Here is a 24142-nt window from a genome sequence, read left to right as displayed (position 1 = left end):
CTAAGCGGGAAGAAAGGCACGGCCACGCATCAGCTCGAGCATTGGCGCGACGGCGCGGGAGGCCGAAGGCCCCGTCCCCCCCCCCCACCCCCCCCCCCCCCGCCTCCCCCCCCCCCCCCCCCCCCCCCCCCCCCCCCCCCCTTCCCTCCCCCTTCTTTTTTTTCCCCTTCCCCCCCCCCCCCCCCCCCCCCCCCCCCCCCCGACCGAGGTCAGAGCGTGACCAGCATCGCCAGCGTCGCGATTCCCATCGACAGGCGGCAGGCCTGGGAGAGTTCGGGGCGGTCGCCCCAGCCGACGGTGCGCGGGGTCGGGCCCGACGCGACGGCCAGCGGCAGGAGGCGGACGCCCGAGCGGAGCACGTAACCGGTGAAGTAGAGAAGGAGGACTCCGGTGAGGACGGGGACGCCGGTGCCGCCGTGGACGTGGTGGGCCGGGGAGGCGGCCATCACCGCCGCCATGTAGACCATCGCGAAGGTGCCCATCAGATGGTGCAGATGGTGCGGACTCCTGCGGGCCGCCCAGAGCGCGCGCAGCCCGGTGACGCCGAAGACGACCGTGCAGGCCAGCCAGGCCCAGCGTGGCGGGGTCACCACGGCCGCCGGTACGGCCATCGCGGCCATGCCGAACCCCATGAGCGCCTCGCCGCCCGCGGTGCGGCGCTGTTCCTCGACCGGGCTGCGCATCCGCAGCAGGCAGTAGGCCCCGGTCGCCACGCACAGCGCGACGAGCAGCCAGCCGGCTGAAGCCGGTCCGTGCACCGCGTACCTCCCCGCTCGACGATGTCGGACACGCGACGCGGGACGCGCGATGCCGGGCAGGTGGTGCCGGGCAGCGGTGCCGGACATCGGACAGTCGGTCAGGGCATGCCCCGGGCGGCCGGTGCGCATACGAGCGCAAGGGTGTACGTGGGGGAGCGTGCGGGAGTGCACCGCAGGTGGGAGCGGCGCCGAGGGGAATGATTTACAAGTAAAACACCTGTTAACGTTATGGTCATGAGCAGTGCGACCCCTCCCGGCCCCTCGCGCGCACGCCGGCTCCCGCTGGCCGATGTGCTGCGCCTCGGCAGACCCTCCGACATCTGGTTCAAGCCCGCCCTGAGCGTCGTCGTCGCGGTGGCCCCGCCGAATCTGACGCTGCTGGCGCTCGGCCGGCTGGACCTGGCGATGTACACCATGGCCGGGTCGCTCTGCGCGCTCTACGCCCACAACCGTCCGTACGCCGCCAGGGCCCGCGTCCTCGCCCGGGTGGTGGCCGGGATGCTCGGCGGACTCGGCGTCGCGCTCGTCACGGCCTCGCTCACCACGAACGCCGTCGTGCTGGTCACCGTCGGCGCGCTGCTCGCCGCCACGCAGAAGACCCTGTGCGACGCCACGCGCATCGGCCCGCCGGGACACGTGGTCCTCGCCTTCGTCTCCTCCGCGTCCCTGTTCGTACCGCAGACCCTCGGCCAGGTGCCGGGCCACCTCGCGCTGGGCGCGGCGGCGGGAGCCTGGGCCTGGATCGTCGGCATGGCCCCCGGACTCGTACGCCCGCACGGCCCGGAACGGCGTGCCACCGCGTACGCCCTGAACGCCGCGGCGCTGTCCGCGGGGGCGCCGGACGACGCCCGTGCCCGCGCCGCCGCGGCCGCCGCCGTGCACACCGCCTGGCAGTCACTGCTGTCCACGGGATCCCGCTCCGTGCCCCGGCGGGCTCTCGAACGGCTCGTCGTACGGGCCGAGGTCGCGCTCGCCGCCCCCGCCGAAACGGACCCCGAGCGGTTGCGCGGCTGGGCCCGCGAACTGTCCGGCACCGGACCCGTCCCGCGCCCCGACGGCCTCGGGGACGCCGCCGGCGAACTCCTCGGCGTCGAGGCCGCGCTCGCCTTCGGGGAACGGCCGCTGCTCGGCCGCCTCGGCCCGCTCGCCCCCATCGCCCTGCGCACCGCGCTCGGCTGCGCCCTCGCCGGATACGTGTCGCTCGCGCTCGGCGTCGGCCGCCCCTTCTGGGCGCTGGTCACCGCGGCCTCCCTCTACCAGGCCAACGTCACCCTGACCTGGAGCCGGGGTGTTCAGCGCGTGGTCGGCAACCTCCTCGGCGTGCTGGCCTTCGCCGCCCTCGCCCCGCTAGCCCACGTCGGCCAGACGGTCCTCGTCCTGTGCTGCCTCGCCCTGAACTTCGGCGCCGAGGCGCTGATCGGCCGGAACTACTGGCTCGGCAGCGTCTGCGTGACCCCCATGGCCCTGCTGATCACCGAGTTCGCGCACTCCCAGCCGTCCGGAGAACTGATCGCCGACCGGGTCCTTGACACCCTCGTGGGCGCGCTGGCCGGCTTCGTCGCGGCCGTCGCCGTGACCAACCGGCGGGCCGGTGACCGTGTCGAAGAGGCGCTGTCCGCGGTGGGGCGGGCCCGGGAACACGCCGCCGGGCTGCTCGCCGAGGCGCATCCGGAGTCCGGCGCCCTGGAGTCCGCCCGCCGCGCTCTGTCCGCCGCCGTCGTGGACCTGCGCTCCGCCGCGGACGCCGCGGCCGGCGAATGGTGGCGGCGCGCCCTGCCGGAGGAGCGGGTGATGCGGGCCGAGCAGGCCGGACACCGTACGCTCGCGGCGACGGTACGACGCCAGGGACTGCACTGCCGGGAAGGCGCACAGGCATGACGACAGCGGACGGGCGGAGAGCGGCGGACGGCGACCCGGAGCCGCCTGGCGACCCGACACCGCACGGTTACCCGAAGCCGCACGGTCACCCGGCGGCGGACCGTGCGGAGCCCGCAGGCACGGAGCCCGCTGAGGCGGCGCCTGCTGACACGACGTCCGCCGCCATGGTGTCTGCCGCAATGGTGCCCACCGACAAGGCGACTGCCGACATGGTGCCCGCCGACACGGTGGCCGCTGTCGTGCGTCAGTGGGAGACCGTGCGGCCGGATCTCGACACCGGGCCCATGGAGGTCATCGGGCGGGTCAACCGCTGTGCCGCCCTCCTCCAGCAGGCCGAGGACGCGCCGCTGCGCCGGGCCGGGCTCACCCGCCCCGAGTTCGACGTGCTCGGGACGCTGCGCCGCACCGGGCACGAACTGACGCCGAGCGAGATCGCCCGCGAGACCTTCTCCTCGGGTGCCGCCGTCACCAAGCGGCTCAAACTGCTGACCGAGCGCGGTCTGGTCGAACGCCGCGGCGACACCCGTGACCGCCGGGTCGCGCACGTCCGGCTGACCGACGCGGGACGCGACCTGGTCGACGGTGTCCTCCCCGATCAACTCGCCTACGAGACAGGGGTCCTGTCCGGCATCGACCGCGAACGGCAGCGTGAACTGGCCGGACTCCTGGGCGAGTTGCTCGGACAGCTGGAAGGCCGGCTGAGACTGCCGCGCGCCTGACGCCGCCCGGACGGCGGTCTTTGCGACGGGTCCTGGCGGTGGTCCTGGCGGATCAGCCCTTCTCGCCCTCCGAGTAGATCCCGAAGGCCGCGCCCTGGCGGTCCCGCGCGACCGCCAGGCGTCGGCCGTTGGGCTGCGAGACGGGTTCCATCAGCAGGTGGCCGTCCGCGATGAGGACCGCGTTCGCCGTGGCGTCCACGTCCTCGACGGCGAAATAGGGCAGCCAGTGCGAGGGAACCTCGTGCGCGAAGTTCTCGTCCATCGTGATCATGCCGCCGAAGTCGGCGCCGTCGACGCCCCACTGCGGGTAGTGCTTCGAGGCCTTCACGGTCCAGCCGAAGACCGTCGTGTAGAACTCGGTCACCCGGTCGGGGGCCCTGGTCAGGAGTTCCACCCAGCCGAGCGCGCCCGGCGCGTTGAACAGCCCCGCACCGGAGAAGGCCCGCGCCTGCCACATCTGGAAGGCGGCGCCGCCCGGGTCGATGGCGACCGCGAGACGGCCCGCGTCGAGCACGTCCATCGGGGCGAGGACGACAGTACCGCCGGCGGCCTGCACGGCTGCCGCCGTCGCGGCCACGTCGGTGACGGCGAACGACACGTTCCAGGCGACGGGCTGCGACTCCTGGTAGATGGGGGCGATCCCCGCGACCGCCGCGTCCCCGAGGTGCGTGACCGTGTACCCGCCCGCCTCCTGCCGCGGGTCGGTCTCCGGGCGCCAGCCGAACAGATCGGCGTAGAAGCCCTTGGCACCCTCCAGATCGCTGGTGCCGAGCTCCGTCCAGCAGGGTCCGCCGGTCACCGGCCTGTCGAGCTTCATGAGGTTCCTTCCGCAGCGAGTCCCCTCAGCACGCTAAGCCTGCCGCGGAACAGCGGCCATCCGGGCGTAGCCTCCGGGCCGCGGTGCCCCGCCGACGGCCCGAGCCCGGCCCACGCGGTCCCGGACACGGCCACGCCCCACCCCGTACGGCTACCGAACCCACGCCGGCCCGACCTCCTCGAACCTCAGGGCCGGTAACGCAACGGATGGTCGGCCGGGATCTCGACCATCACGATCTCGGTTCCGTCCGGGTCCGCGATCCACATCTCGATCAGTCCCCACGGCTCCCGCACCGGCCCGCGCACCACCTCTACACCGGCGGCCGTCAGCTCCTCGTGGGCAGCGGTCATGTCCGCGACCTGGAGCCACAGCTTCAGCGCGGGGGAGGGCGGGGTGTCGGACCGCCCGGCCACTTCCAGGAATCCGCCGCCGAGGAAGTACACGGTCCCGCGCTCGGGCCCCGTACCGAACTCCCGGTAGACGGCCAGGCCGAGCTGTTCACCGTAGAAGGCGCGCGAGCGCTCCGGGTCGGTCGGGCGCAGAAGGGTCCGGCTGCTCAGTACATGCACCATGCACCCGGAGCCTAGACGAGGGTTACGCTCGGGCGTGCCCAGCCGCGCCACTGATCGGAGAACCGCCCCCATGGAAACCGCCGCCGCCACCGGACTGACCTTCCGCGACGCCGTCGACAGCGATGTGGACGCCTTGGTCGCACTGATCGATTCGGCGTACCGAGGGGACTCCAGCCGGGCCGGCTGGACCACGGAGGCGGACATCCTCGCGGGGCAGCGGACCGACGCCGAGGCGGTACTCGCCGTCATCGGGGCGCCCGACAGCCGCCTCCTGACCGTGGAGCGGGACGGCACGCTCGTCGCCTGCTGCCAACTGGAGCACCGCGGAGACCACGCCTACTTCGGCATGTTCGCCGTCAGCCCCGCGCTCCAGGGCGGCGGGCTCGGCAAGGTGATCATCGCCGAGGCGGAGCGGACGGTCCGCGAGGTGTGGGGCGCCACGGAGATGCACATGACCGTGATCTCCGTACGCGACGACCTCATCGGCTGGTACGAGCGACGCGGCTACAGCCGTACGGGACAGATGACGCCCTTCCCGTACGGCGACGAGCGCTTCGGCATCCCGCAGCGCGACGACCTGCGCTTCGAACTCCTGGTCAAGCCGCTCGTCTAGTCCGCCCGGGTCCGGGTCCGGCTTGCCGACGGCGGCTGACGACCGCACCGGACGGCGGCGGCGACGGGGCAGGTCGGGCAGCTGCCGGCCGCCCAACTGCACGATGCCGGCGAGTGCGGACGGCTCTCCGGTCGTCCGCAGCCCTCGGCCGGGCCGCTCGGTAGGTTCCGGCCGAGCGGCCCGTCGGTGGCGGCGGCTGCTTCGATCCGGTTATGCCGTGAAGCGGCCCGTGCGCTTGATCTCGGGGTAGTCGGTCGTGGCGCCGTCCAGTTCCAGGGCGCGGACCAGCCGGAGCTGGTCCTGGGTGTTCACCACCCAGCCGATGATCCGCAGGTCGGCCTTGCGGGCCCGTTCGACGACCTCCAGGCTCAGCCTGCGGATGTTGAGGCAGACGGTCGCGGAGCCGACCTCCACGGCGCGGTCCACGACATCGGTGCCGTAGCGGCTGGCGATCAGCGCGGTACGGACTCCCGGTACCAGCCGGGTGATCTCGGCGATCGCCTCGTCGTGGAACGACGACACCTCGACCCGCCCGACCAGGTCGTGCCGCTGCATCACCTCGGCCAGCGCCCTGGCCGCCGCGACATCCTTGATCTCGGCCTGCAACGGCGTCCTGACGGTCTCCAGGACCTCCTCGAAGACGGGGACGTGCTCACCGCGCCCCGCGTCCAGCGTGCGCAGCTCCGCGAGGGTCTTGTCGGCGATCGGCCCCGAGCCGTCGGTCGTACGGTCCACTTCGGCGTCGTGCATGACGACGAGGGCGCCGTCCTTGCTCAGGTGCAGATCGAGTTCGATCAGGTCGAGGCCCGCGTTCTGGGCGGCGACGAAGGAACGGAGGGTGTTCTCGGGCTCGACACCCATCACTCCGCGGTGACCGATGGTGAGGAAGTTCAAGATTCGACTCGCTTCCGTCGACGGCGGCTCGGCTCGCGCGTGGTTCCGACGGGGGCGTCCACGCGGCAAGGCCGCAGCCTAATGGCCTGGCTGTGCTATGTACCCGTTCCTACGCGGTGCAATGGGAGTGTCGGGATCACGCGGCGCTCCGGGAGTGTCGCGCCCGCGCGGGGGAGTGTTCCGGCCTGTGCGCCGCGAAGGGAGCGCCGACAGGAGATCTGCGCCGCCTTGACTGTCGGAGAGTCGCGGCCGGAGGGGCGCTGCGGATCCGCCGCCTTGTCGGAGTGTCACTGCCTGAACGTCACTCCGTGGTGGGCCCCTGTGGTGGGCCCGTCACTCGGACGGGCCGCCGGGCTCACGGCCCTTGCCCCTTCGAGATACGCCCGCTAGTGATGTCCCCGCCGTGCGAGGCGATCCGTCCCGCCGGTTCCCTCGTACGTCTGTCGTACGACTGGCGAGTCAGCCCCGGAAGATCCGCCCCGGAAGAGGTGCCGCGATGCCGACCGAACCCGCCCCCGATGTCCTCGCCCTCGTCGATGCCGTCAAGGCCCATTTCCCGGATATCGGGGGAACCGTGACCGAAGCGGCCGAGGCCCGCCGCGTTCTGGCCGCCGTGCCCGCGTGGCCCTTCGAGCCGCCGGTGGTCGGCTCGGTCGAGGACCGGGCGATACCGGGTCCCGAGGGGGCGCCGGAGATTCCCGTACGCGTCTATCTGCCGCCGTCGGCCCCGACTCCCTTACCCGGCACCGCCGTTCCCCCACGTCCCACCGTGGTCTTCTTCCACGGCGGAGGCTGGGTCATCGGCGGCCTGGACACGCACGACTCCATCGCGCGCGCCCTGTGCCGGGACGCCGGCGCGGCCGTCGTGTCGGTCGGCTACCGGCTCGCCCCGGAGGCACGCTTCCCCGCGGCCGTCGACGACGCGTACGCGGCGCTGTGCTGGGCCGCCGAGCACGTCGGTGAACTGGGCGCGGACCAGGACGCGTTGGTCGTCGCCGGTGACAGTGCGGGCGGCAATCTCGCCGCCGTGTCCGCGATCATCGCCCGCGACCGGGGCGGCCCGGCGCTCGCGCTCCAGGTGCTCGTCTACCCGGCGACGGACGTGCGTCCGAGGCGGGACGCGCCCACCAGCGACGGCCCCGGGTACTTCCTCACGGCGGCGCAGGGCCGTTGGTTCGCCGAGCAGTACTTCGGCCCCGACGCCGACCGAGCGCACCCCTGTGCCTCGCCTCTCCTGGCCGACCCGCGCGGTCTGCCGCCCGCCCACATCGTGACGGCGGGCTTCGATCGCCTCTGTGACGAGGGCCACGCGTACGCCACCGGGCTGCGGGAAGCCGGGGTACGCGTCACGGAGATCCACTACCCGGGCATGTTCCACGGGTTCTTCGGCTTCCCCGAGCTTCTCGCGGATGCCCGCGCCGCCCAGGGGGCCGTGGCGGATGCCATTGCCTCCACGGTGTCCGACAGGAAAAAGAGCGGTGAAGGTGGGGGGTGCGCAGGATAATCTCCCGAGTTCCCACTTGCGGAAAGGAACCCCGAAAACATACGGTGTTCATACGCGAGGTTCTCCTGTGGAGGGTGGGACATGACGGAAGTTCTTGTGCAGGTGGGTACGGAGGAGCGGGTTCCTCCCGTGGCCAGGGTGGTGGAGCACCCGGCATGGCCCGTGCTCAAGGACGCCGTGGAGGAGATCCGCCCCTGGCAGTCCAAGGACGGATCCATCGACTTCGAGGCGGAGGGCGCCCCCGACGCCTCCGACGTGGACCTGGCCGTGCGCCGGGTGATAGACGCGATCGAGCGGCTCTCCCCGCTGCTGCCCCACGACGTCGCGTACCACGAGGCGCTCGTGAAGGACCTGCGCCGCTGGGCCGACGGCGGCTTCCAGGTGCCCGACTTCCTCGACGCGCTGCTGGCCTTCCAGCCCGCCGCGAACCGCGAGGACGGCCTCCAGCACCTCGTCGTCTTCCCGATGTACACGCAGAACGGCAACCTGGACCGCAACTTCGAAGCGGTCGTGCTGCGCATGGTGTGGCCCGAGTGGCTGGCCGAACTGGAGCGCACCCGGTACGACAACCCGCTGTTCTGCGGCATCACGTTCGAGGACTTCACCGCGGGCTACGACACCAACTCGGCCGTTCTCTTCCCGGAGACGATCGCGGTGCGCGAGGCGCCCGAGCGCTTCTCCTGGGGCGGCATCTTCTGCGACCGCGAGGCCGCCCGCTTCCGTGCCGTCACCGACGCCGCGGTGGACACCCTGGGCCTCGAACTGCCCGAGGACATCGCCGCCATGGTCCACGACCAGGAGCGCTGCGAGAAGGCCTTCGTGCTCTGGGACATGGTCCACGACCGCACCCACAGCCACGGCGACCTGCCGTTCGACCCGTTCATGATCAAGCAGCGCCAGCCGTTCTGGATGTACGGCCTGGAAGAGCTGCGCTGCGACCTCACCGCGTTCAAGGAGGCCGTGAAGCTGGAGTCCGAGGGCAACGCGCACGGCCGCGACGTGCAGTACGCCGTGCTCTTCGACCGGATGTTCCGCTTCCCCCTCTCCGGCGACCGCGTCCGCAACTACGACGGTCTCGGCGGCCAGCTCCTCTTCGCCTACCTGCACAAGCACGATGTCGTCCGCTGGACCGACAACAAGCTGCACATCGACTGGCAGCGCGCCCCGCAGGTCACCAACCAGCTGTGCTCCGAGATCGAGGAGCTCTACCGGGCCGGCATCGACCGCCCCAAGCTCGTCCACTGGTTCAAGGCGTACGAGCTGGTCTCGACCTACCTCGCCCCGCACCCGGGCTCCCGCTGGGCCAAGGGTCCGGACGCCCTCGACCTGTCCCAGCCGCCCCGCAAGCTGGTCGACGACGTGCTTCCGGACGAGTTTCCCCTGAGCATGTTCTATGAGGCGCTCTCCAAAAAGCTGAAGAACGTGATCGCCTCCACCAAGGGCATCACCGCGGCCGGCTCCGAGCGGGTCGCCGCGTGACCGACCGCGGTAGCGAGAACATTGCTCAGGAGGCGAAGACCATGGGGAACGGGGCTCTCAGCGGTGCGGTGATCGCGGTGGCGGGTGCGGGTGGACCCGCCGGCCGGGCGGCACTGCTCAGGCTCGCCGAGGCGGGCGCGACCGTCATCGGCGCGGACAACGACGCGGAGCGGCTGGCGGAAGCCGTGGACGCGGCCCGCTACGCCCACGGCGGCTCCACCGTCGTCGGCGACACCGTCGACCTGCTCGACCTCCAGTCGACCCGCGACTGGTCCGCGCGTATCCAGAAGGACTTCGGCCAGGTGGACGGCCTCGTCCACCTCGTCGGCGGCTGGCGCGGCAGCGAGACCTTCACCAAGACGGTTCTCGACGACTGGGACCTGCTCGAACTGCTGCTCATCCGCACCGTGCAGCACACCACGCTCGCCTTCCACGAGGCGCTGCAGGCCAGCGAGCGAGGCCGGTACGTCCTGATCAGCGCCGCAGGCGCGAGCAATCCCACCGCGGGCAACGCCGCCTACTCCGCGGCCAAGGCCGCCGCCGAGGCGTGGACCCTGGCCATGGCGGACTACTTCCGCAAGGCCGGGATCGCCGAGGGCGCGGACGGGCCGACGTCCGCTGCTGCCATCCTGGTGGTGAAGGCGTTGGTGCACGACGCGATGCGCGCCGAGCGGCCGAACGCGAAGTTCGCGGGCTTCACGGACGTCAAGGAACTGGCCGAGTCCATCGTCGGCGTCTGGGACCGGCCCGCCGGTGAAGTGAACGGGAAACGTCTGTGGCTGACCGAGAAGCCGTGAACCCTGCGAAGACCGACGCCCGGCGTCATCACGACCCGGCCGTCCGCGGTTTCGCCAGCGACAACTACGCGGGGGCCCACCCCGAGGTGCTCGCCGCGCTGGCCCTGGCCAACGGCGGGCACCAGGTCGCGTACGGCGAGGACGACTACACGGACAACCTCCAGGGGATCATCCGCAGTCACTTCGGTGCGGGCGCGGAGGCCTTCCCGGTCTTCAACGGCACCGGCGCGAACGTGGTCGCGCTCCAGGCGGTCACCGACCGCTGGGGCGCGGTGATCTGCGCGGAGAGCGCGCACATCAACGTCGACGAGGGCGGCGCCCCCGAGCGGATGGGCGGCCTCAAGCTGCTCACGGTGCCCACGCCCGACGGCAAGCTCACGCCCGAACTGATCGACCGGCAGGCGTTCGGCTGGGACGACGAGCACCGGGCGATGCCGCAGGTCGTCTCGATCACCCAGAGCACCGAACTGGGCACGCTCTACACGCCGGGCGAGATCCGCGCGATCTGCGACCACGCCCACGCGCACGGCATGAAGGTGCACCTGGACGGGTCCCGGATATCCAACGCGGCCGCCTCCCTGGACGTCCCGATGCGGACGTTCACCAACGCGGCCGGCGTCGACATCCTGTCGCTGGGCGGCACGAAGAACGGCGCGCTGTTCGGCGAGGCGGTCGTCGTCCTCAACCAGGACGCCGTCAGCCACATGAAGCATCTGCGCAAGCTGTCGATGCAGCTCGCCTCCAAGATGCGCTTCGTCTCGGTGCAGTTGGAGGCGCTGCTCGCCAAGGACCTGTGGCTGCGCAACGCCCGGCACGCCAACGAGATGGCACAGCGGCTGGCCGAGGGCGTCCGCGCCGTGCACGGAGTGGAGATCCTCTACCCGGTGCAGGCCAACGCGGTCTTCGCCCGGCTCCCGCACGACGTGAGCGAGCGGCTGCAGAAGCGCTACCGCTTCTACTTCTGGGACGAGCCCGCGGGCGACGTCCGCTGGATGTGCGCCTTCGACACGACCGAGGACGACGTCGACGGGTTCGTGGCGGCGCTCAAGGAGGAGATGGCCCAGCGGTAGCCGGGCGCTCCGGGGCTCTGCCGGCGGACACGCCCGTACCCTCACGCACCACGCACCATGTAGCGACGAATGATGCATAGATATGCGGTCATCTGAAAAGTCATTGACTATCGGGTGGCCGCATTCCTATGCTCTGCGGGCATGGAGCTGATCCAGAAAACCGGCGACCTGTCCGCCTACCTGGCCGCCGACGAGGTGGTCGACCACCACCATCCGCTCGTCCGCGAGACGGCCGCACGGCTCGCCGAGGGGGCCGCCGACTCGTATGCCTATGCGCGTTCGGCGTTCGAGTTCGTACGGGACACCATCCCGCACTCGTTCGATTCCGGCGATCCGCGGGTCACCTGGCGCGCCTCCGACGTACTGGAGCGGCGTACCGGCATCTGTTACGCCAAGGCCCACGCGCTGGCCGCGCTGCTGCGGGCCGAGGACATCCCGACCGCGTTCTGCTACCAGAAGTTCGAGGAGGTGCACGGCCTCGTCGCCGTGCGTCTCGACGGCGCCTGGCACCGGCAGGACCCCCGCGGCAACAAGCCGGGTGTGGACGCCCGGTTCTCCCTCGACGGCGAGCGGCTGGCCTTCACACCCGACCCGGAGTGCAATGAGCTGGACTATCCGGAGCTGTACGCTGCACCTCACCCGGTCGTGGTCGGCGTACTGAAGGCCGCCCCGGACCGGCTGTCCCTGTCGCGGACGCTCCCCACCGCACTCTGAGGCGAGGCAGACGATGACTCTCACGCTCACCGTGTCCGACGAGGTACGCGCCCTCGCGCCCGGATTCACCCATGTCGCCGTCGAGGCGGACGGACTGGTCAACGGACCCAGTACGGAAGGGACTTCGGCGCTCCTGGACGACGCGGCCCGGCGGCTGGCCGCACGGCTTGCGGGACGGGCTCCGCACGAGGACCCGCACATGGCGGCCTGGCGGGAGACCTACACGGCCTTCGGCTCCAAGCCCTCGCGCACCCGCAACTCCGCTGAGGCGCTGGCCAAACGCGCGCTCTCGGACGCGGGCCTCCCGCGGATCAACGTCCTCGTGGACGTCTACAACGCGATCAGCGTGGCCCACCTGATCCCCGTCGGCGGCGAGGACACCGACCACATCCGGGGTGCGATGCGCCTCGTGCGCGCCACCGGCGACGAGGACTTCGTGACCGTCGCAGGTGGCGCGGAGACGGTCGAACACCCCGACGCGGGCGAGGTGGTGTGGCGCGACGACACCGGTGTCACCTGCCGCCGCTGGAACTGGCGCCAGGGACCGCGCACCCGGCTCACGGAGCAATCCGCCTCGGCGGTCTTCCTGTTGGAGAGCCTGGCACCGATGCCGGTCGCCGACGTCGAGGCCGCGGGCGCCGAACTCGCCGAACTGCTCCAGAAGTTCAGCTCCGGGGCGCGGATCACCGTCCACGCCCCGGAATGACGACTCGGCGCGGGGCGCGCCGTACGAGACGGTTCAGCGCTTCTCGGCCGCGCGTACCTCTTCGGGGGTCGGCGCGGTGCCGCCCAGGTGGGCGGGCATCCACCAGGTGTCGTCCGGCCCCTTGGGGCGTACGGGATAAGCGCGCTGTGCCGCTTCGAGCAGCTCCTGGACCCGCTCGCGCAGCCGCCGGGTGATGGCGCCCGCGTACTGGTCCTGCGGGGCCTCCATCGGCTCGCCGACCCGGATCGTGATCGGGGTGTGGCTGCGCTTGAAGTTGCGTGGGTGGCCCTTGGTCCACAGTCGCTGCGTGCCCCACAAGGCCATGGGGATGAGCGGGACGCCGGCCTCCTGGGCCATGCGCGCGGCACCCGACTTGAAGCTCTTCAGCGTGAAGGACTGCGAGATGGTCGCTTCGGGGAAGACGCCGACGATCTCGCCGGAGCGCAGCGAGTCCAGCGCGTGCTGGTAGGCGGTCTCGCCCTGCTGACGGTCCACGGGGATGTGCTTCATGCCCCGCATCAGCGGACCGGAGATCTTGTGCCGGAAGACCGACTCCTTCGCCATGAAACGCACCAGGCGCTTCTGCGGCAGAGTGGCCAGGCCGTCGAAGATGAAGTCCAGGTAACTGATGTGGTTGCTGACCAGCACGGCGCCGCCCGAGCGCGGAATGTTCTCCGATCCCTTGCAGTCGATCTTGAGGTCCCACGCCTTGAAGAGCGTTTGGGCGAGGCCGACGACGGGACGGTAGACAAGCTCTGCCATGGACGGGGTGGACCCTTCTCTCTGCCTGGGAAGGGGTCTCCCGGCGGGAAAGTTACGCAGCCGTAGGTTTACGGCATTGCGCAGATCGTGCCCGAAGAACGGACGGGAGGCCAGCCCCGGTGCCTTGGAACGGCGAGATCCTTGTCACGTCGCCCACTTGATCCACCTCGGAGTTTTAACCTGTCTTTACTTAGCGCGTACCGACACCCGACGCACAATCAGGTACATCTCACACCCGAGGCAGTACCCGAACGCGGCATTGAGAAACGCCGCGGCCAGAGCGCACCCGGTTGCCGCCGACCCCAGCCACTGCGGACCCGAGGTCCAGCCGATCAGACCCACCACCGCGAAGGCGAGCCCGACGGCCTGCGCGAACCGCGGGGGCTCCGGCGCCTCGAACTCCGTGGGCGGCCCGAGTCGCGGCCGTACCGCCTTCCTGAAGACCCAGCCGTACGGCGAGCGCGTCACGCCGCCCGCCGCGCCCAGGGCGAACGCCAGTGTCTGCCACGCCAGCAGCCAGACGCTCCCGGTGATCAGCGTCACCGCCAGCACGAGGGTCGTCACGGCCGCACCGAACCGCGGCCCTCTCGTATCGATGTCCATGAATCAAGCATTCCGCATGAAGGGCGCCGAGTGACCCCGGGAATCTTTGCGGTCTCGTGAATGCTTGTACGGAAGATGAACGGACTTGTGGTGTGCGTGGTGGTGCTCGCGGCGGCGAGCGTCTACGGAGTGCTGCACCGGTGGCGGAGCGGGAGGGTGCGTGTGCGCGGGCGCGACGGCGGAAGGCTGCTCGGTGCGGCGGAGTTGGGGGAGGCGCTCGGTGAACGGGCCACGCTCGTTCAGTTCTCCAGCGCCTTCTGTGCCCCCTGCCGGGCGACCCGGCGCGTGCTCGGCGAGGTGGCAGGCCTCGTCCCCGGCGTGTCCCACGTGGAGATCGACGCCGAGGACCACCTCGACCTCGTACGCGATCTCGGCATCCTCAAGACACCCACCGTGCTCGTGCTCGACGCCGACGGGCGGATCGTGCGGCGGGCGACGGGACAGCCGCGCAAGGCGGACGTCATCGCGGCGCTCGGAGAGGCGGTCTGAGCCGTGGCGATCATGGTGAGGCATCTCCCACATGCCGGTACGCCCTTGACTGCGCCCGTCGCCTCTCGTCAGCCTGACCGTATGTCACCGGAAATCCTTCTCCCCGAGTTCGTCGACGTGGACCCGGCCCGCACCGCGGGTGCGCGCGGTCCGGGCTGTTGAGCGGCCACGGACCGCTCCCCGCCCTCGGTTCCCGCCGAGCGGCGGGAACCTCACGTCGGCTCTCGCAGAAGGACAGGACAGCTCCATGACGGCCACCCCCGGCCTCGGCACTCCACGGCCCGCCTCCCCGGAGCTGCTGCGCTCCGTGTTCCGGCGGCACGCGGCCGGAGTCGCCGTGATCACCGCCTCGGGCGCCCGCGGTCCCGTCGGTTTCACCGCCACCTCGCTCACCTCGGTCTCCGCCGAACCCCCGGTCGTCTCGTTCGGCATCGGCACCGGCGCCTCCAGTTGGCCCGCCATGTCCGAGGCCGGCCATGTCGGCGTCCATGTGCTCGGCGAACACCAGCGGGAGCTGGCCGCCACCTTCGCGCGCAGCGGCGCCGACCGATTTGGCGCGCCCACCCGTTGGCGTAAAGGGCCCGAGGAAGTTCCCGTACTCGACGACGTCCTCGCCTGGCTGGTGTGCCGCGTCGTGGCGCGGGTACCGGCGGGGGACCACCGCATCGTCCTGGCGGAGGTCGTGCTGGGCGATCACTCGGGGGCGGGCGGCCCCCTCCTGTACCACCAGGGCCGGTTCAACGGGCTGCGCGACTGAACCCGCGGGCCGGTCGTCCTCCGTGTTACTCGCCGGTTCTACTCCCCGGTTACACACAGTTGCGAAGGTCACAGTCCAAAGCGCTTGCTCAGTGGGCGTCGGATGGGTGTACTGGTGAGTAATATTTCGGTCGGAGCGCGGTCCGCCCCGACCGGGATCGGCCGCTTCAGGCGCCTATGCTGCCTGAAAGAAGGCAGCCCAGAAATGACGATGCAGTAGGAGAGCCGGCGTGAGCTTGAGGATCGTTGTCACTGTGAAGTACGTGCCCGACGCCACTGGCGACCGGCACTTCGCCGATGACCTGACCGTCGACCGTGACGACGTGGACGGCCTGCTGTCCGAACTCGACGAGTACGCCGTCGAGCAGGCACTGCGGATCGCCGACGCGGCGGACGACGCCGAGATCACCGTGCTGACCGTCGGCCCCGAGGACGCCAAGGACGCGCTGCGCAAGGCGCTGTCCATGGGTGCCGACAAGGCCATCCACGTCGAGGACGACGACCTGCACGGCACCGACGCCATCGGCACCTCGCTGGTGCTGGCCAAGGCGATCGAGAAGGCCGGCTTCGACCTGGTCATCTCCGGCATGGCGTCCACCGACGGCACCGCCGGCATCGTCCCGGCGCTGCTGGCCGAGCGCCTCGGTGTCCCGCAGGTCACCCTGCTCTCCGAGGTCTTGGTCGAGGACGGTGTGGTCAAGGGCCGCCGCGACGGCGACACCGCCTCCGAGCAGCTCGAGGCCTCCCTCCCGGCGGTCGTGTCGGTGACCGACCAGTCGGGCGAGGCGCGTTACCCGTCCTTCAAGGGCATCATGGCCGCCAAGAAGAAGCCGGTTCAGGCCTGGGACCTGGAGGACCTGGAGATCGAGACGGACGAGGTCGGTCTCGAGGGTGCCTGGACCAAGGTCGACTCCGCCACCGAGCGTCCGGCGCGCACCGCCGGAACGATCGTCAAGGACGAGGGCGAGGGCGGCAAGCAGCTCGCCGAGTTCCTCGCGGGCCAGAAGTTCATCTAGTCGCCGAGGGTCCGGGTCTCGCTCCCGGACCGTTGCAGCGGCCACGGCCCATCCCGCTCACCGCCCTCAGACTTCGTAATCCGCAGGAGCACTCCCATGGCTGAAGTTCTCGTCTACGTCGACCACGTGGACGGTGCCGTCCGCAAGCCCACCCTCGAACTGCTGACGCTGGCCCGCCGCATCGGCGAGCCCGTCGCCGTCGCCCTCGGCTCCGGTGCCGAGAACACCGCCGCCGCGCTCGCCGAGCACGGCGCGGTGAAGGTCCTCACGCACGACGCCGCCGAGTACGCCGACTACCTCGTCGTGCCGAAGGTGGACGCGCTCCAGGCCGCGTACGACGCCGTCTCCCCGGCCGCCGTGCTCGTCCCGTCCTCCGCCGAGGGCAAGGAGATCGCGGCCCGCCTCGCGGTCCGTATCGGCTCGGGCATCATCACCGACGCCACCGACCTGGTGGCCGGTGACGAGGGCCCGGTGGCCACGCAGTCCGCGTTCGCCGCCTCCTTCACCACCAAGTCCCGTGTCGCCAAGGGCACCCCGGTCATCACGGTCAAGCCGAACTCGGCCGCCGTGGAGGCAGCCCCGGCCGCCGGCACCGTCGAGGCCCTCGCGGTCACCTTCTCCGACAAGGCCACCGGCACCAAGGTCACCGCCCGCACCCCGCGCGAGTCGACCGGCCGCCCCGAGCTGACCGAGGCCGCGATCGTCGTCTCCGGCGGCCGTGGCGTCAACGGCGCCGAGAACTTCTCGGTCATCGAGAACCTCGCCGACTCGCTCGGTGCCGCGGTGGGCGCCTCGCGTGCCGCGGTCGACGCCGGCTGGTACCCGCACACCAACCAGGTCGGCCAGACCGGCAAGTCCGTCTCGCCGCAGCTCTACATCGCCTCCGGCATCTCCGGCGCCATCCAGCACCGCGCCGGCATGCAGACGTCGAAGACGATCGTGGCGATCAACAAGGACGCCGAGGCGCCGATCTTCGACCTGGTCGACTACGGCGTGGTCGGCGACCTCTTCGAGGTCGTCCCGCAGCTCACCGAGGAGATCAAGGCCCGCAAGGGCTGATCCCGCAGTGCTGTACGAGGCCCCCGTGACCGGACACCGGTCACGGGGGCCTTCGTTCATCCCAGGGTCAGCGAGGCCTGTACGGGCAGGTGGTCGCTCGGGAACTGGCCGTGCAGCGAGAAGGTGTCGATCGACGCCCGGTGCACCTCGCCGGCGCTCGCCAGGATCCAGTCGATGCGGTCGCCGTCCGGCGTCAGCGGCGCGTAGCCGTGGAAGGTCGCGTAGGGCCTGCTCCGCGAGGCTGCCGTGTCCCAGGTGTCGGTGAGCCCGGCGCCCAGCAGGATGTCGTAGGCCTCGTTCCGGTGCGCCGGCGCGTTGAAGTCGCCGGTCACCAGGAGTGGGAGGGACGGGTCGAACTCCGCGACCCGCTCGGCGATGAGCGAGGCGGCCCGCGTCCGCGCGTACTGGCTCTTGTGGTCCAGGTGGGTGTTGAGGAGGTGGAACTCCCGCCCGCCGTCCGCCAGATCGCGAAAGCGCACCCAGGTCGCGATCCGGGGGAGGGCCGCGCCCCAGGTGTTCGAGCCGATCACCTTCGGGGTGTCGGAGAGCCAGAACGTGTCGTGCTCGACCGGGGCCAGCCGCCGGGTGTCGTAGAAGATCGCCACGGACTCGTCGCGGCTGCCGCCCTCCCGGCCGGTGCCGATTCACTCGTAGTGCGGCGCGAGATCGGACTCGATGTCGAGCAGTTGCTGGTAGAGGCCCTCCTGAGTGCCGATGACGTGGGGCGACTCACCGCGCAGCAGCTCGCGCATCACCGGACGGCGCACCGCCCAGCTGTTGGGTTCGGCGGTGCTCGCGTAGCGCAGGTTGTAGGTCATGACGTCGAGGCGGGGGCGGGCGCGCCGGGCGGCGGAGGCCTGTGCCGTGGTGAGCAGGGGCACGGCGACCGCGGCGGCCACCGCGGTTCTGAGCCCCGTGCGTCGGGTCACTCTGCTGGAGTTGGACACGCGTGCTCCTTCGGTCGCGAGTCAGGATGGGGGCGCGCATCACCGGAGGGGAAGAAGGAACCGGAAAAGAATGCCCGAAGCGACCGAGACGGGAGTGAACGCGGCGGGGCCGCGGAGTGTCCCGCGATCCAAGAGGGTGTTGACCCGCGGGAAGCGTGCCGGATAACTTCGTTCTACGGATTGTTGATTCCGTACTGCGGAAAACAGGAGGGTGTGGGATGGGTCAGGGTCAGCAGGAGAAGGTGGCGACGAGCCTCGCGGGCGCCGTCACCGAAGCGGTCAGCGCCTCGCTCGCCCCCGTCGACGCCGAGCTGGAGCGCCGCTACCCCGGCGACCCGGGCACCCGGCAGCCCGTCCACACCGTGTACGTCCCGGGAGACGTGTTCGCCGCCGACACCATCCGCACCTGGGGCGACCGCGCCCTCGCCGCCCTCGACGAACACGCCCCGGACGCCGCCTCCTTCGCCGCGGTCCTCGGCCTCACCGACGAACTCGCCGGGCCCGTGTACGACCGCGTCCGGGCCAAGCTGGAGCGCGAACCCGTCGAGGACCTCCGCGTCGACTTCGAGGACGGCTACGGCCCGCGCCCGGACGCCGAGGAGGACACGACGGCGGCCCGCGCGGCCCGGCTGATCGCCGAGGCGTACGAGAACGGCACGGCGGCCCCGTACATGGGCATCCGCATGAAGTGCATGGAAGCGCCGGTCCGCGACCGGGGCATCCGCACCCTCGACATCTTCCTGACGGGCCTGATGGAGGCGGGCGGCCTGCCCGACGGGCTCGTCCTCACCCTGCCCAAGGTGACGTACCCGGAGCAGGTCACCGCCATGGTCCGGCTCCTCGAGGCGTTCGAGAAGGCCCGCGGTCTCGAACCCGGCCGGATCGGATTCGAGATCCAGATCGAGACCAGCCAGGCCATCCTGGCCACGGACGGCACGGCCACGGTCGCCCGCATGATCCAGGCCGCGGAGGGCCGCGCCACCGGGCTGCACTACGGGACCTTCGACTACAGCGCCTGCCTCGGCGTCTCCGCGGCCCACCAGTCGAGCGACCACCCGGCCGCCGACCACGCCAAGGCGGTCATGCAGGTCGCGGCCGCCGGCACCGGCGTACGCCTGTCGGACGGCTCCACCAACGTCCTGCCCGTCGGCCCGACCGAGAAGGTCCACGACGCCTGGCGGCTGCACTACGGCCTCACCCGCCGGGCCTTTGCCCGCGCCTACTACCAGGGCTGGGACATGCACCCCGGCCACATCCCGACCCGCTACGCGGCCGTCTTCGCCTTCTACCGTGAGGGCTTCGAACAGGCCGCCGCCCGCCTCTCCCGCTACGCAGGCCACGCGTCAGGCGACGTCATGGACGAACCCGCCACCGCCAAGGCCCTCAGCGGCTACCTCCTGCGCGGCCTGGACTGCGGCGCCCTGGACATCCCGGAGGTGGCCCGCGCGACGGGCCTGACCCGACCCGAGCTGGAGGCCTTCGCGACACCGCGGCGGGGAGATCCGACGGTTTCGGGTCAGTAACGGCCCGCAGCCCGCGTCGGGTGCGCGGGCGGGACGGTGGCCGGTCGCTGCCGAGAGGTCCGGACTGCGCGAGCCCGGGTGCCAGGACGGCACCGCTTGACGCGCGCGGGGTCCAACTCCGCGGACGGGTACGCCGAGCCCCGGCGGGGCCCGGCGCCCTGAGCGGGCGGGGGCCGTGCGGCCGTGGCTCAGCGCGCCGGCGGCAGTTCCCCCGAGCCGCGGGTGATCAGGCGGGTCGGGAGTTCGATGCGTTCCGGAGCGATGAGATTGCCGTCGAGCTGGCGGAAGAGGCGTTCGGCGGCGGTGCGGCCGAGGGCGGCGGCGTCCTGGGCCACGACCGTGACCCCGGGCTCCAGGAGGTCGGCGAGCTCGATGTCGTCGAAGCCGACGAGGGCGACGGGGTGGCCGCGCTCGGCGATGACACGGACGACGGTCACGGTGACACGGTTGTTGCCCGCGAAGACCGCGGTGACGGGCGAGGGGCCGGAGAGCATGTCCTCGGCCGCCCTGCGCACCCGTTGCGGATCGGTGACGCCCAGCGACATCCAGTCGTCCTCGACCGGTATCCCGGCGTCCTCCATGGCGGCCCGGTAACCGCGCAGCCGCTCGGCGGCGGTGTGGATGCGCGGCATGTCGCCGATGAAGCCGATCCGGCGGTGGCCGTGGGCGATGAGGTGGGCGACTCCGTCCCGGGCGCCGCCGAAACTGTCCGACAGGACGACGTCGGCGTCGATCCTCCCGGCCGGGCGGTCCACGAACACCGTGGCGACGCCCGCCTTTATCTCCGGCTCCAGATAGCGGTGGTCGTCGCCGGCCGGGATCACGACCAGCCCGTCCACACGGCGCGCGCAGAGCGCGAGGACCAGTTCCTGCTCGCGGTCCGGGTCCTCCGCGCTGGAACCGTTGATCAGCAGGGCTCCGTGCGCGCGGGCCACCTCCTCGACCGCGCGGCTCAGCGGCCCGTAGAACGGGTCCGCGAGGTCCTCCAGGACCAGCCCGATGCTCGCGGTGCGGCCCTTGCGCAGCACCCGGGCACTGTCGTTGCGGCGGAAGCCCAGCGCCTCGATGGCCTCCTGGACGCGCCGCTCGGTGTCCGGGGTGACCCCGGGCTCGCTGTTGACCACGCGGGAGACCGTCTTCAGACCGACTCCCGCACGCGCCGCTACGTCCTTCATGGTCGGACGGTTTCCGTAGCGGTTCTCGGATCGGCGGGCGGTCTCGGCCACGATGTGCTGTCCTGTCCTGTCGTCCACGGGGATGCGTAGGTCCATGGGGTTGTATGAGGATGTGGCGACGAGCATAGAGCCTGGACAACGTTGTCAGATGCGGGAGACACTGTCCACCGAAATCTCCGGCCTGCGCCTTCCCCAGGGCGCACGGTCCCCGTGGTCCACCGGCGCCCTCCGCGCCCGGCGTACGACAGGGCCCGATCCTGCTCCGTTCCCGGCCGGGGACCCCGGACCCGCGGCGCGGTGGGCCCGTCACGACACCCCATGGGAGACCTGACTCTGATGCACACCGACCTCGTGGCCGCGCTCGACATCGGCGGCACCAAGATCGCCGGAGCGCTGGTGGACGGCCACGGCCGGATTCTCCTGCGCGCGCAGCGCGCGACGCCCGCGCGGGAGGACGGCGACACCGTGATGCGTGCCGTCGAGGACGTCATCGGCGAGCTGACGGTCTCCCCGTTGTGGAGCAGGGCCGGAGCCCTCGGTATCGGCAGCGCGGGCCCGGTGGACGCCTCCGCCGGCACGGTGAGCCCGGTGAACGTGCCCGGCTGGCGCGGCTACCCGCTGGTCGAGCGGGCCGCCAAGGCCGCGGGCGGACTGCCCGTCGAGCTGATCGGCGACGGTGTGGCCATCACGGCGGCCGAGCACTGGCAGGGCGCCGCCCAGGGGCACGACAACGCGCTCTGCATGGTGGTGTCCACCGGTGTGGGCGGCGGGCTGGTCCTGAACGGGCAGTTGCACGCCGGTCCCACCGGAAACGCGGGCCACATCGGACACATCAGCGTCGACCTGGACGGTGATCCCTGCCCCTGCGGCTCCCGGGGCTGTGTCGAGCGCATCGCCAGCGGCCCGAACATCGCCCGCCGCGCGCTCGAGGGAGGCTGGCGGCCCGGCCCCGACGGCGACACCTCGGCCGCTGCGGTCGCCGAGGCGGCCCGCGCGGGCGACCCGGTCGCCGTGGCCTCCTTCGAGCGGGCCGCGCAGGCTCTCGCGGCGGGCATCGCGGCGACCGCGACCCTGGTCGAGATCGACATCGCCGTGATCGGCGGGGGAGTGGGCAAGGCGGGCGACGTCCTCTTCGCACCGCTGCGCCGGGCACTGGCCGACTACGCCACGCTGTCCTTCGTCCAGCGACTGACGGTGACACCCGCGCTGATGGGCACGGACGCCGGCCTGGTCGGCGCTGCCGCGGCGGCACTCACCCGGAGGGCGCAGGCGCCTGCGGCTCGGCTCTGACCCGGTGGTTCCGGTGCGCGGCCGACGTCGGACCTTCACGTGCGCGGCCGGCATCGGATTTTCCGGTTCGCGGCCCGCGTCGGACCGGTGGTTCCGGGCCGCGAACCGGAACCGACTTGGTGGCCCCGGCCGGCAGCCCCTGTCCGACCGGTGGTCACCCCGCACCCGGTCCGGTGCCGGCGGGCTCGTATCGCCGGGTGGACCGGTTTCGCCAGGTGGATGCGCATCGCCAGGTGGGCCGGTTTCGCCGGGTGGACCCGTATCGCCGGGTGTGCACGCAGCCGCGGGTGTGGCCGGCCCCGGGCCGGATGAACCGCACGACCCGGATGAAGGTGCCTGATCCACCCGTGACTCCGTCCGGCGTTCGTAGTTGAACCGGGCATGAAGAAGCGCAGCATGCTCGCCATCGCCTCCCTCGCCACCGGGTTCGTCGTCGCGGCGATCACCCCGTCCCATGCCCTGAGCAAAGACGCCCTGAGCGATCTGAAGGTCAACGACACGCTCGGCACGGTCGATCACACGATCGGCGGCGACCACCTGGCCGTCGACGAGGGCGCTCTCGGCGGCCGGACGAGCTGAAGGAACACCGCCCGGCGCCGGCGCCCCCGCCACGGGGGCACCGGCGCCGCGTCGTCGGCGCCCTCATCAGGCGCTGGTTTCCATGGCAGGGTGGAGCGGGCAAGCCTCAGGGGGCCAACAGAAGAGGGGGAATCGTGATCGTCTGGATCAACGGTGCGTTCGGTGCGGGGAAGACCGCCACCGCACGGGAACTGATCGAGCTGATCCCGAACAGCACGCTCTTCGACCCCGAGGTCGTCGGGGGCACACTCGCGCGACTGCTCCCGGCCAAGCACCTCGCCGAGGTCGGCGACTTCCAGGACCTGCCGATCTGGCGCCGGCTCGTGGTCGACACGGCGGCCGCCCTGCTCGCCGAGCTCGGCGGCGTCCTCGTCGTCCCCATGACCCTGCTGCGCCAGGAGTACCGCGACGAGATCTTCGGCGGGCTCGCCGCCCGCCGGATTCCGGTCCGCCATGTGCTCCTCGCCCCGGCGGAAACGATCCTGCGTGAGCGAATAGCCGGGCGCGAGGTGCCCCCGGACCTGCCCGACGGCGAGATGCGTGTGCGCCAGTGGTCCTACGACCACATCGAGCCCTACCGGGCCGCGCTCGCCTGGCTCACCGCCGACGCCCACCCCGTGGACACCAGCGCGCTCACCCCGTACGACACCGCCCTGCGCGTCGCCGAAGCCGTACGCACCGGGGAGGCGCCCGTGTGCGCCATCGTGCAGACTCCCGAACCCACCGCCGAGACGGTCGCCGCCGGCGTGCTCCTCTTCGACGAGAACGACCGGGTCCTGCTCGTCGACCCGACGTACAAGGCCGGCTGGGAGTTCCCCGGCGGGGTCGTCGAGGCAGGCGAGGCCCCCGCCCGCGCCGGTATGCGCGAGGTCACCGAGGAGACCGGCATCACCCTCGACGAGGTGCCCACGCTCCTCGTCGTCGACTGGGAGTCGCCCGCACCCCCCGGCTACGGAGGGCTGCGGCTCCTGTTCGACGGCGGACACCTCGACGAACAGGCCGTCCGGGGACTCCTGCTCCCCGGACCGGAACTGCGCGGCTGGCGCTTCGTCACCGAGCAGGAGGCGGCCGACCTGCTGCCGCCCGTGCGCTACGAACGGCTCCGCTGGGCCCTGCGGGCCCGCGAGCGCGGCGCGGCGCTGTACCTGGAGGCCGGGGTACCACTGGGCTGACGCCGAGGCCTTCTCCACGCGGCCCCGGACCGCACAACAGACGCTTACGGAACGCCGGTCGTCCCGGTCCCGCCCCGCCACCGCGCGAGACCCTCACGCCCCGACCCCGGCGCTTTCGGGAGGGCCTTCCGCCGCGGTGATTTCGACGCGTGAGGGAGCGGACACGGGTGGGGGGGGGGGGGGGGGGGGGGGGGGGCGCGCGCGGTTGTTGCGCGCCTGTTCCTCTCTCTCTTTCCTTTGTGGCAAACAC

At 71.7% G+C, this 24142-nt stretch carries 24 protein-coding genes and 1 pseudogene; 17 read left to right on the top strand and 8 right to left on the bottom strand.

All coding sequences use genetic code 11. The features are described 5' to 3' along the window. Nucleotides 1–209 precede the first annotated feature (209 nt). The gene (locus ACZ6KY_RS18365) at nt 210–758 is read right to left on the bottom strand and encodes a DUF5134 domain-containing protein (protein ID WP_469311302.1); all 549 of its coding nucleotides are present in this window, start codon (nt 756–758) and stop codon (nt 210–212) included. Nucleotides 759–992: 234 nt separating this feature from the next. Between ACZ6KY_RS18365 and ACZ6KY_RS18360 the strand changes: the two genes are divergently transcribed. Continuing rightward, a complete protein-coding gene (locus ACZ6KY_RS18360; RefSeq protein WP_469311301.1) occupies nt 993–2636 on the top strand; it encodes an FUSC family protein in 1644 nt (547 codons plus the stop codon). 164 nt (nt 2637–2800) lie between these two features. Further along, nucleotides 2801–3355, top strand: a complete 555-nt coding sequence (locus ACZ6KY_RS18355; protein ID WP_469311300.1) for a MarR family winged helix-turn-helix transcriptional regulator — start codon at nt 2801–2803, stop codon at nt 3353–3355. Between the two features lie 52 nt (nt 3356–3407). Here ACZ6KY_RS18355 and ACZ6KY_RS18350 read toward each other — a convergent pair whose 3' ends face one another. Together ACZ6KY_RS18350 and ACZ6KY_RS18345 are read right to left on the bottom strand one after the other, a co-directional pair. Further along, complete coding sequence (locus ACZ6KY_RS18350; protein WP_469311299.1) at nt 3408–4172, bottom strand: VOC family protein; 765 nt, start codon at nt 4170–4172, stop codon at nt 3408–3410. Nucleotides 4173–4357: 185 nt separating this feature from the next. After that, complete coding sequence (locus ACZ6KY_RS18345; RefSeq protein ID WP_469311298.1) at nt 4358–4744, bottom strand: VOC family protein; 387 nt, start codon at nt 4742–4744, stop codon at nt 4358–4360. A gap of 70 nt (nt 4745–4814) precedes the next feature. Between ACZ6KY_RS18345 and ACZ6KY_RS18340 the strand changes: the two genes are divergently transcribed. Continuing rightward, nucleotides 4815–5357 carry a GNAT family N-acetyltransferase gene (locus ACZ6KY_RS18340; RefSeq protein WP_469311297.1) on the top strand — a complete coding sequence of 181 codons (543 nt, stop codon included), beginning with the start codon at nt 4815–4817 and terminating at the stop codon, nt 5355–5357. Between the two features lie 210 nt (nt 5358–5567). Here ACZ6KY_RS18340 and ACZ6KY_RS18335 read toward each other — a convergent pair whose 3' ends face one another. Further along, a complete protein-coding gene (locus tag ACZ6KY_RS18335; protein ID WP_469311296.1) occupies nt 5568–6251 on the bottom strand; it encodes a glycerophosphodiester phosphodiesterase in 684 nt (227 codons plus the stop codon). A 496-nt stretch (nt 6252–6747) separates the two neighbouring features. Here ACZ6KY_RS18335 and ACZ6KY_RS18330 point away from each other — a divergent pair, with 496 nt between their 5' ends. The 6 genes from ACZ6KY_RS18330 (at nt 6748) to ACZ6KY_RS18305 (ending at nt 12521) form a co-directional block, all read left to right on the top strand. After that, complete coding sequence (locus ACZ6KY_RS18330) at nt 6748–7755, top strand: alpha/beta hydrolase (protein ID WP_469311295.1); 1008 nt, start codon at nt 6748–6750, stop codon at nt 7753–7755. A gap of 81 nt (nt 7756–7836) precedes the next feature. Then, nucleotides 7837–9234 carry a DUF6421 family protein gene (locus ACZ6KY_RS18325; RefSeq protein ID WP_469311294.1) on the top strand — a complete coding sequence of 466 codons (1398 nt, stop codon included), beginning with the start codon at nt 7837–7839 and terminating at the stop codon, nt 9232–9234. Between the two features lie 41 nt (nt 9235–9275). After that, complete coding sequence (locus ACZ6KY_RS18320; RefSeq protein ID WP_469311293.1) at nt 9276–10031, top strand: SDR family NAD(P)-dependent oxidoreductase; 756 nt, start codon at nt 9276–9278, stop codon at nt 10029–10031. Continuing rightward, nucleotides 10028–11101, top strand: a complete 1074-nt coding sequence (locus ACZ6KY_RS18315; RefSeq protein ID WP_469311292.1) for a threonine aldolase family protein — start codon at nt 10028–10030, stop codon at nt 11099–11101. Before ACZ6KY_RS18320 ends, ACZ6KY_RS18315 begins: the two co-directional genes overlap by 4 nt. A gap of 141 nt (nt 11102–11242) precedes the next feature. Beyond that, nucleotides 11243–11815 carry a transglutaminase domain-containing protein gene (locus ACZ6KY_RS18310; protein ID WP_469311291.1) on the top strand — a complete coding sequence of 191 codons (573 nt, stop codon included), beginning with the start codon at nt 11243–11245 and terminating at the stop codon, nt 11813–11815. A 13-nt stretch (nt 11816–11828) separates the two neighbouring features. Next, nucleotides 11829–12521 carry a B3/B4 domain-containing protein gene (locus ACZ6KY_RS18305; protein WP_469311290.1) on the top strand — a complete coding sequence of 231 codons (693 nt, stop codon included), beginning with the start codon at nt 11829–11831 and terminating at the stop codon, nt 12519–12521. A gap of 33 nt (nt 12522–12554) precedes the next feature. On the opposite strand, the gene ACZ6KY_RS18300 is transcribed toward ACZ6KY_RS18305, so the two are convergent. Both ACZ6KY_RS18300 and ACZ6KY_RS18295 read right to left on the bottom strand, forming a co-directional pair. Beyond that, entirely contained in the window at nt 12555–13283 is a 729-nt protein-coding gene (locus ACZ6KY_RS18300) for a lysophospholipid acyltransferase family protein (RefSeq protein ID WP_389091378.1), read from the bottom strand. Nucleotides 13284–13469: 186 nt separating this feature from the next. After that, nucleotides 13470–13886 (bottom strand): DUF4395 domain-containing protein, encoded by a 417-nt coding sequence (locus tag ACZ6KY_RS18295; RefSeq protein ID WP_469311289.1) that lies wholly within the window; start codon nt 13884–13886, stop codon nt 13470–13472. A 75-nt stretch (nt 13887–13961) separates the two neighbouring features. Between ACZ6KY_RS18295 and ACZ6KY_RS18290 the strand changes: the two genes are divergently transcribed. The 4 genes from ACZ6KY_RS18290 (at nt 13962) to ACZ6KY_RS18275 (ending at nt 17206) form a co-directional block, all read left to right on the top strand. Continuing rightward, on the top strand, nt 13962–14375 hold the full coding sequence (locus ACZ6KY_RS18290) for a TlpA family protein disulfide reductase (protein WP_469311317.1): 414 nt from the start codon (nt 13962–13964) through the stop codon (nt 14373–14375). Nucleotides 14376–14622: 247 nt separating this feature from the next. Next, a complete protein-coding gene (locus ACZ6KY_RS18285; RefSeq protein WP_469311288.1) occupies nt 14623–15132 on the top strand; it encodes a flavin reductase family protein in 510 nt (169 codons plus the stop codon). Nucleotides 15133–15361: 229 nt separating this feature from the next. Next, nucleotides 15362–16147 carry an electron transfer flavoprotein subunit beta/FixA family protein gene (locus ACZ6KY_RS18280; RefSeq protein WP_469311287.1) on the top strand — a complete coding sequence of 262 codons (786 nt, stop codon included), beginning with the start codon at nt 15362–15364 and terminating at the stop codon, nt 16145–16147. Between the two features lie 96 nt (nt 16148–16243). Then, complete coding sequence (locus ACZ6KY_RS18275; protein ID WP_469311286.1) at nt 16244–17206, top strand: electron transfer flavoprotein subunit alpha/FixB family protein; 963 nt, start codon at nt 16244–16246, stop codon at nt 17204–17206. A gap of 56 nt (nt 17207–17262) precedes the next feature. Here ACZ6KY_RS18275 and ACZ6KY_RS18270 read toward each other — a convergent pair. Further along, a pseudogene (locus ACZ6KY_RS18270) lies at nt 17263–18153 on the bottom strand (endonuclease/exonuclease/phosphatase family protein). A 218-nt stretch (nt 18154–18371) separates the two neighbouring features. Here ACZ6KY_RS18270 and ACZ6KY_RS18265 point away from each other — a divergent pair. Further along, nucleotides 18372–19676, top strand: a complete 1305-nt coding sequence (locus ACZ6KY_RS18265) for a DUF6986 family protein (RefSeq protein WP_469311285.1) — start codon at nt 18372–18374, stop codon at nt 19674–19676. A 188-nt stretch (nt 19677–19864) separates the two neighbouring features. On the opposite strand, the gene ACZ6KY_RS18260 is transcribed toward ACZ6KY_RS18265, so the two are convergent. Continuing rightward, a complete protein-coding gene (locus ACZ6KY_RS18260; protein ID WP_469311284.1) occupies nt 19865–20947 on the bottom strand; it encodes a LacI family DNA-binding transcriptional regulator in 1083 nt (360 codons plus the stop codon). A 240-nt stretch (nt 20948–21187) separates the two neighbouring features. Here ACZ6KY_RS18260 and ACZ6KY_RS18255 point away from each other — a divergent pair, with 240 nt between their 5' ends. From ACZ6KY_RS18255 to ACZ6KY_RS18245, 3 genes are all read left to right on the top strand, one after another. After that, nucleotides 21188–22141: an ROK family protein gene (locus tag ACZ6KY_RS18255; protein WP_469311316.1), complete on the top strand. Its 954-nt coding sequence runs from the start codon at nt 21188–21190 to the stop codon at nt 22139–22141. Between the two features lie 381 nt (nt 22142–22522). Continuing rightward, complete coding sequence (locus tag ACZ6KY_RS18250) at nt 22523–22720, top strand: hypothetical protein (protein ID WP_469311283.1); 198 nt, start codon at nt 22523–22525, stop codon at nt 22718–22720. A 131-nt stretch (nt 22721–22851) separates the two neighbouring features. Further along, nucleotides 22852–23892, top strand: a complete 1041-nt coding sequence (locus tag ACZ6KY_RS18245; RefSeq protein WP_469311315.1) for an NUDIX hydrolase — start codon at nt 22852–22854, stop codon at nt 23890–23892. Nucleotides 23893–24142 lie beyond the last annotated feature (250 nt).

The organism is Streptomyces sp. NPDC042002 (assembly GCF_055588305.1).
The sequence above is the reverse complement of the archived record's forward strand: the minus strand, read 5'-3'. Positions and strand labels throughout refer to the sequence as shown.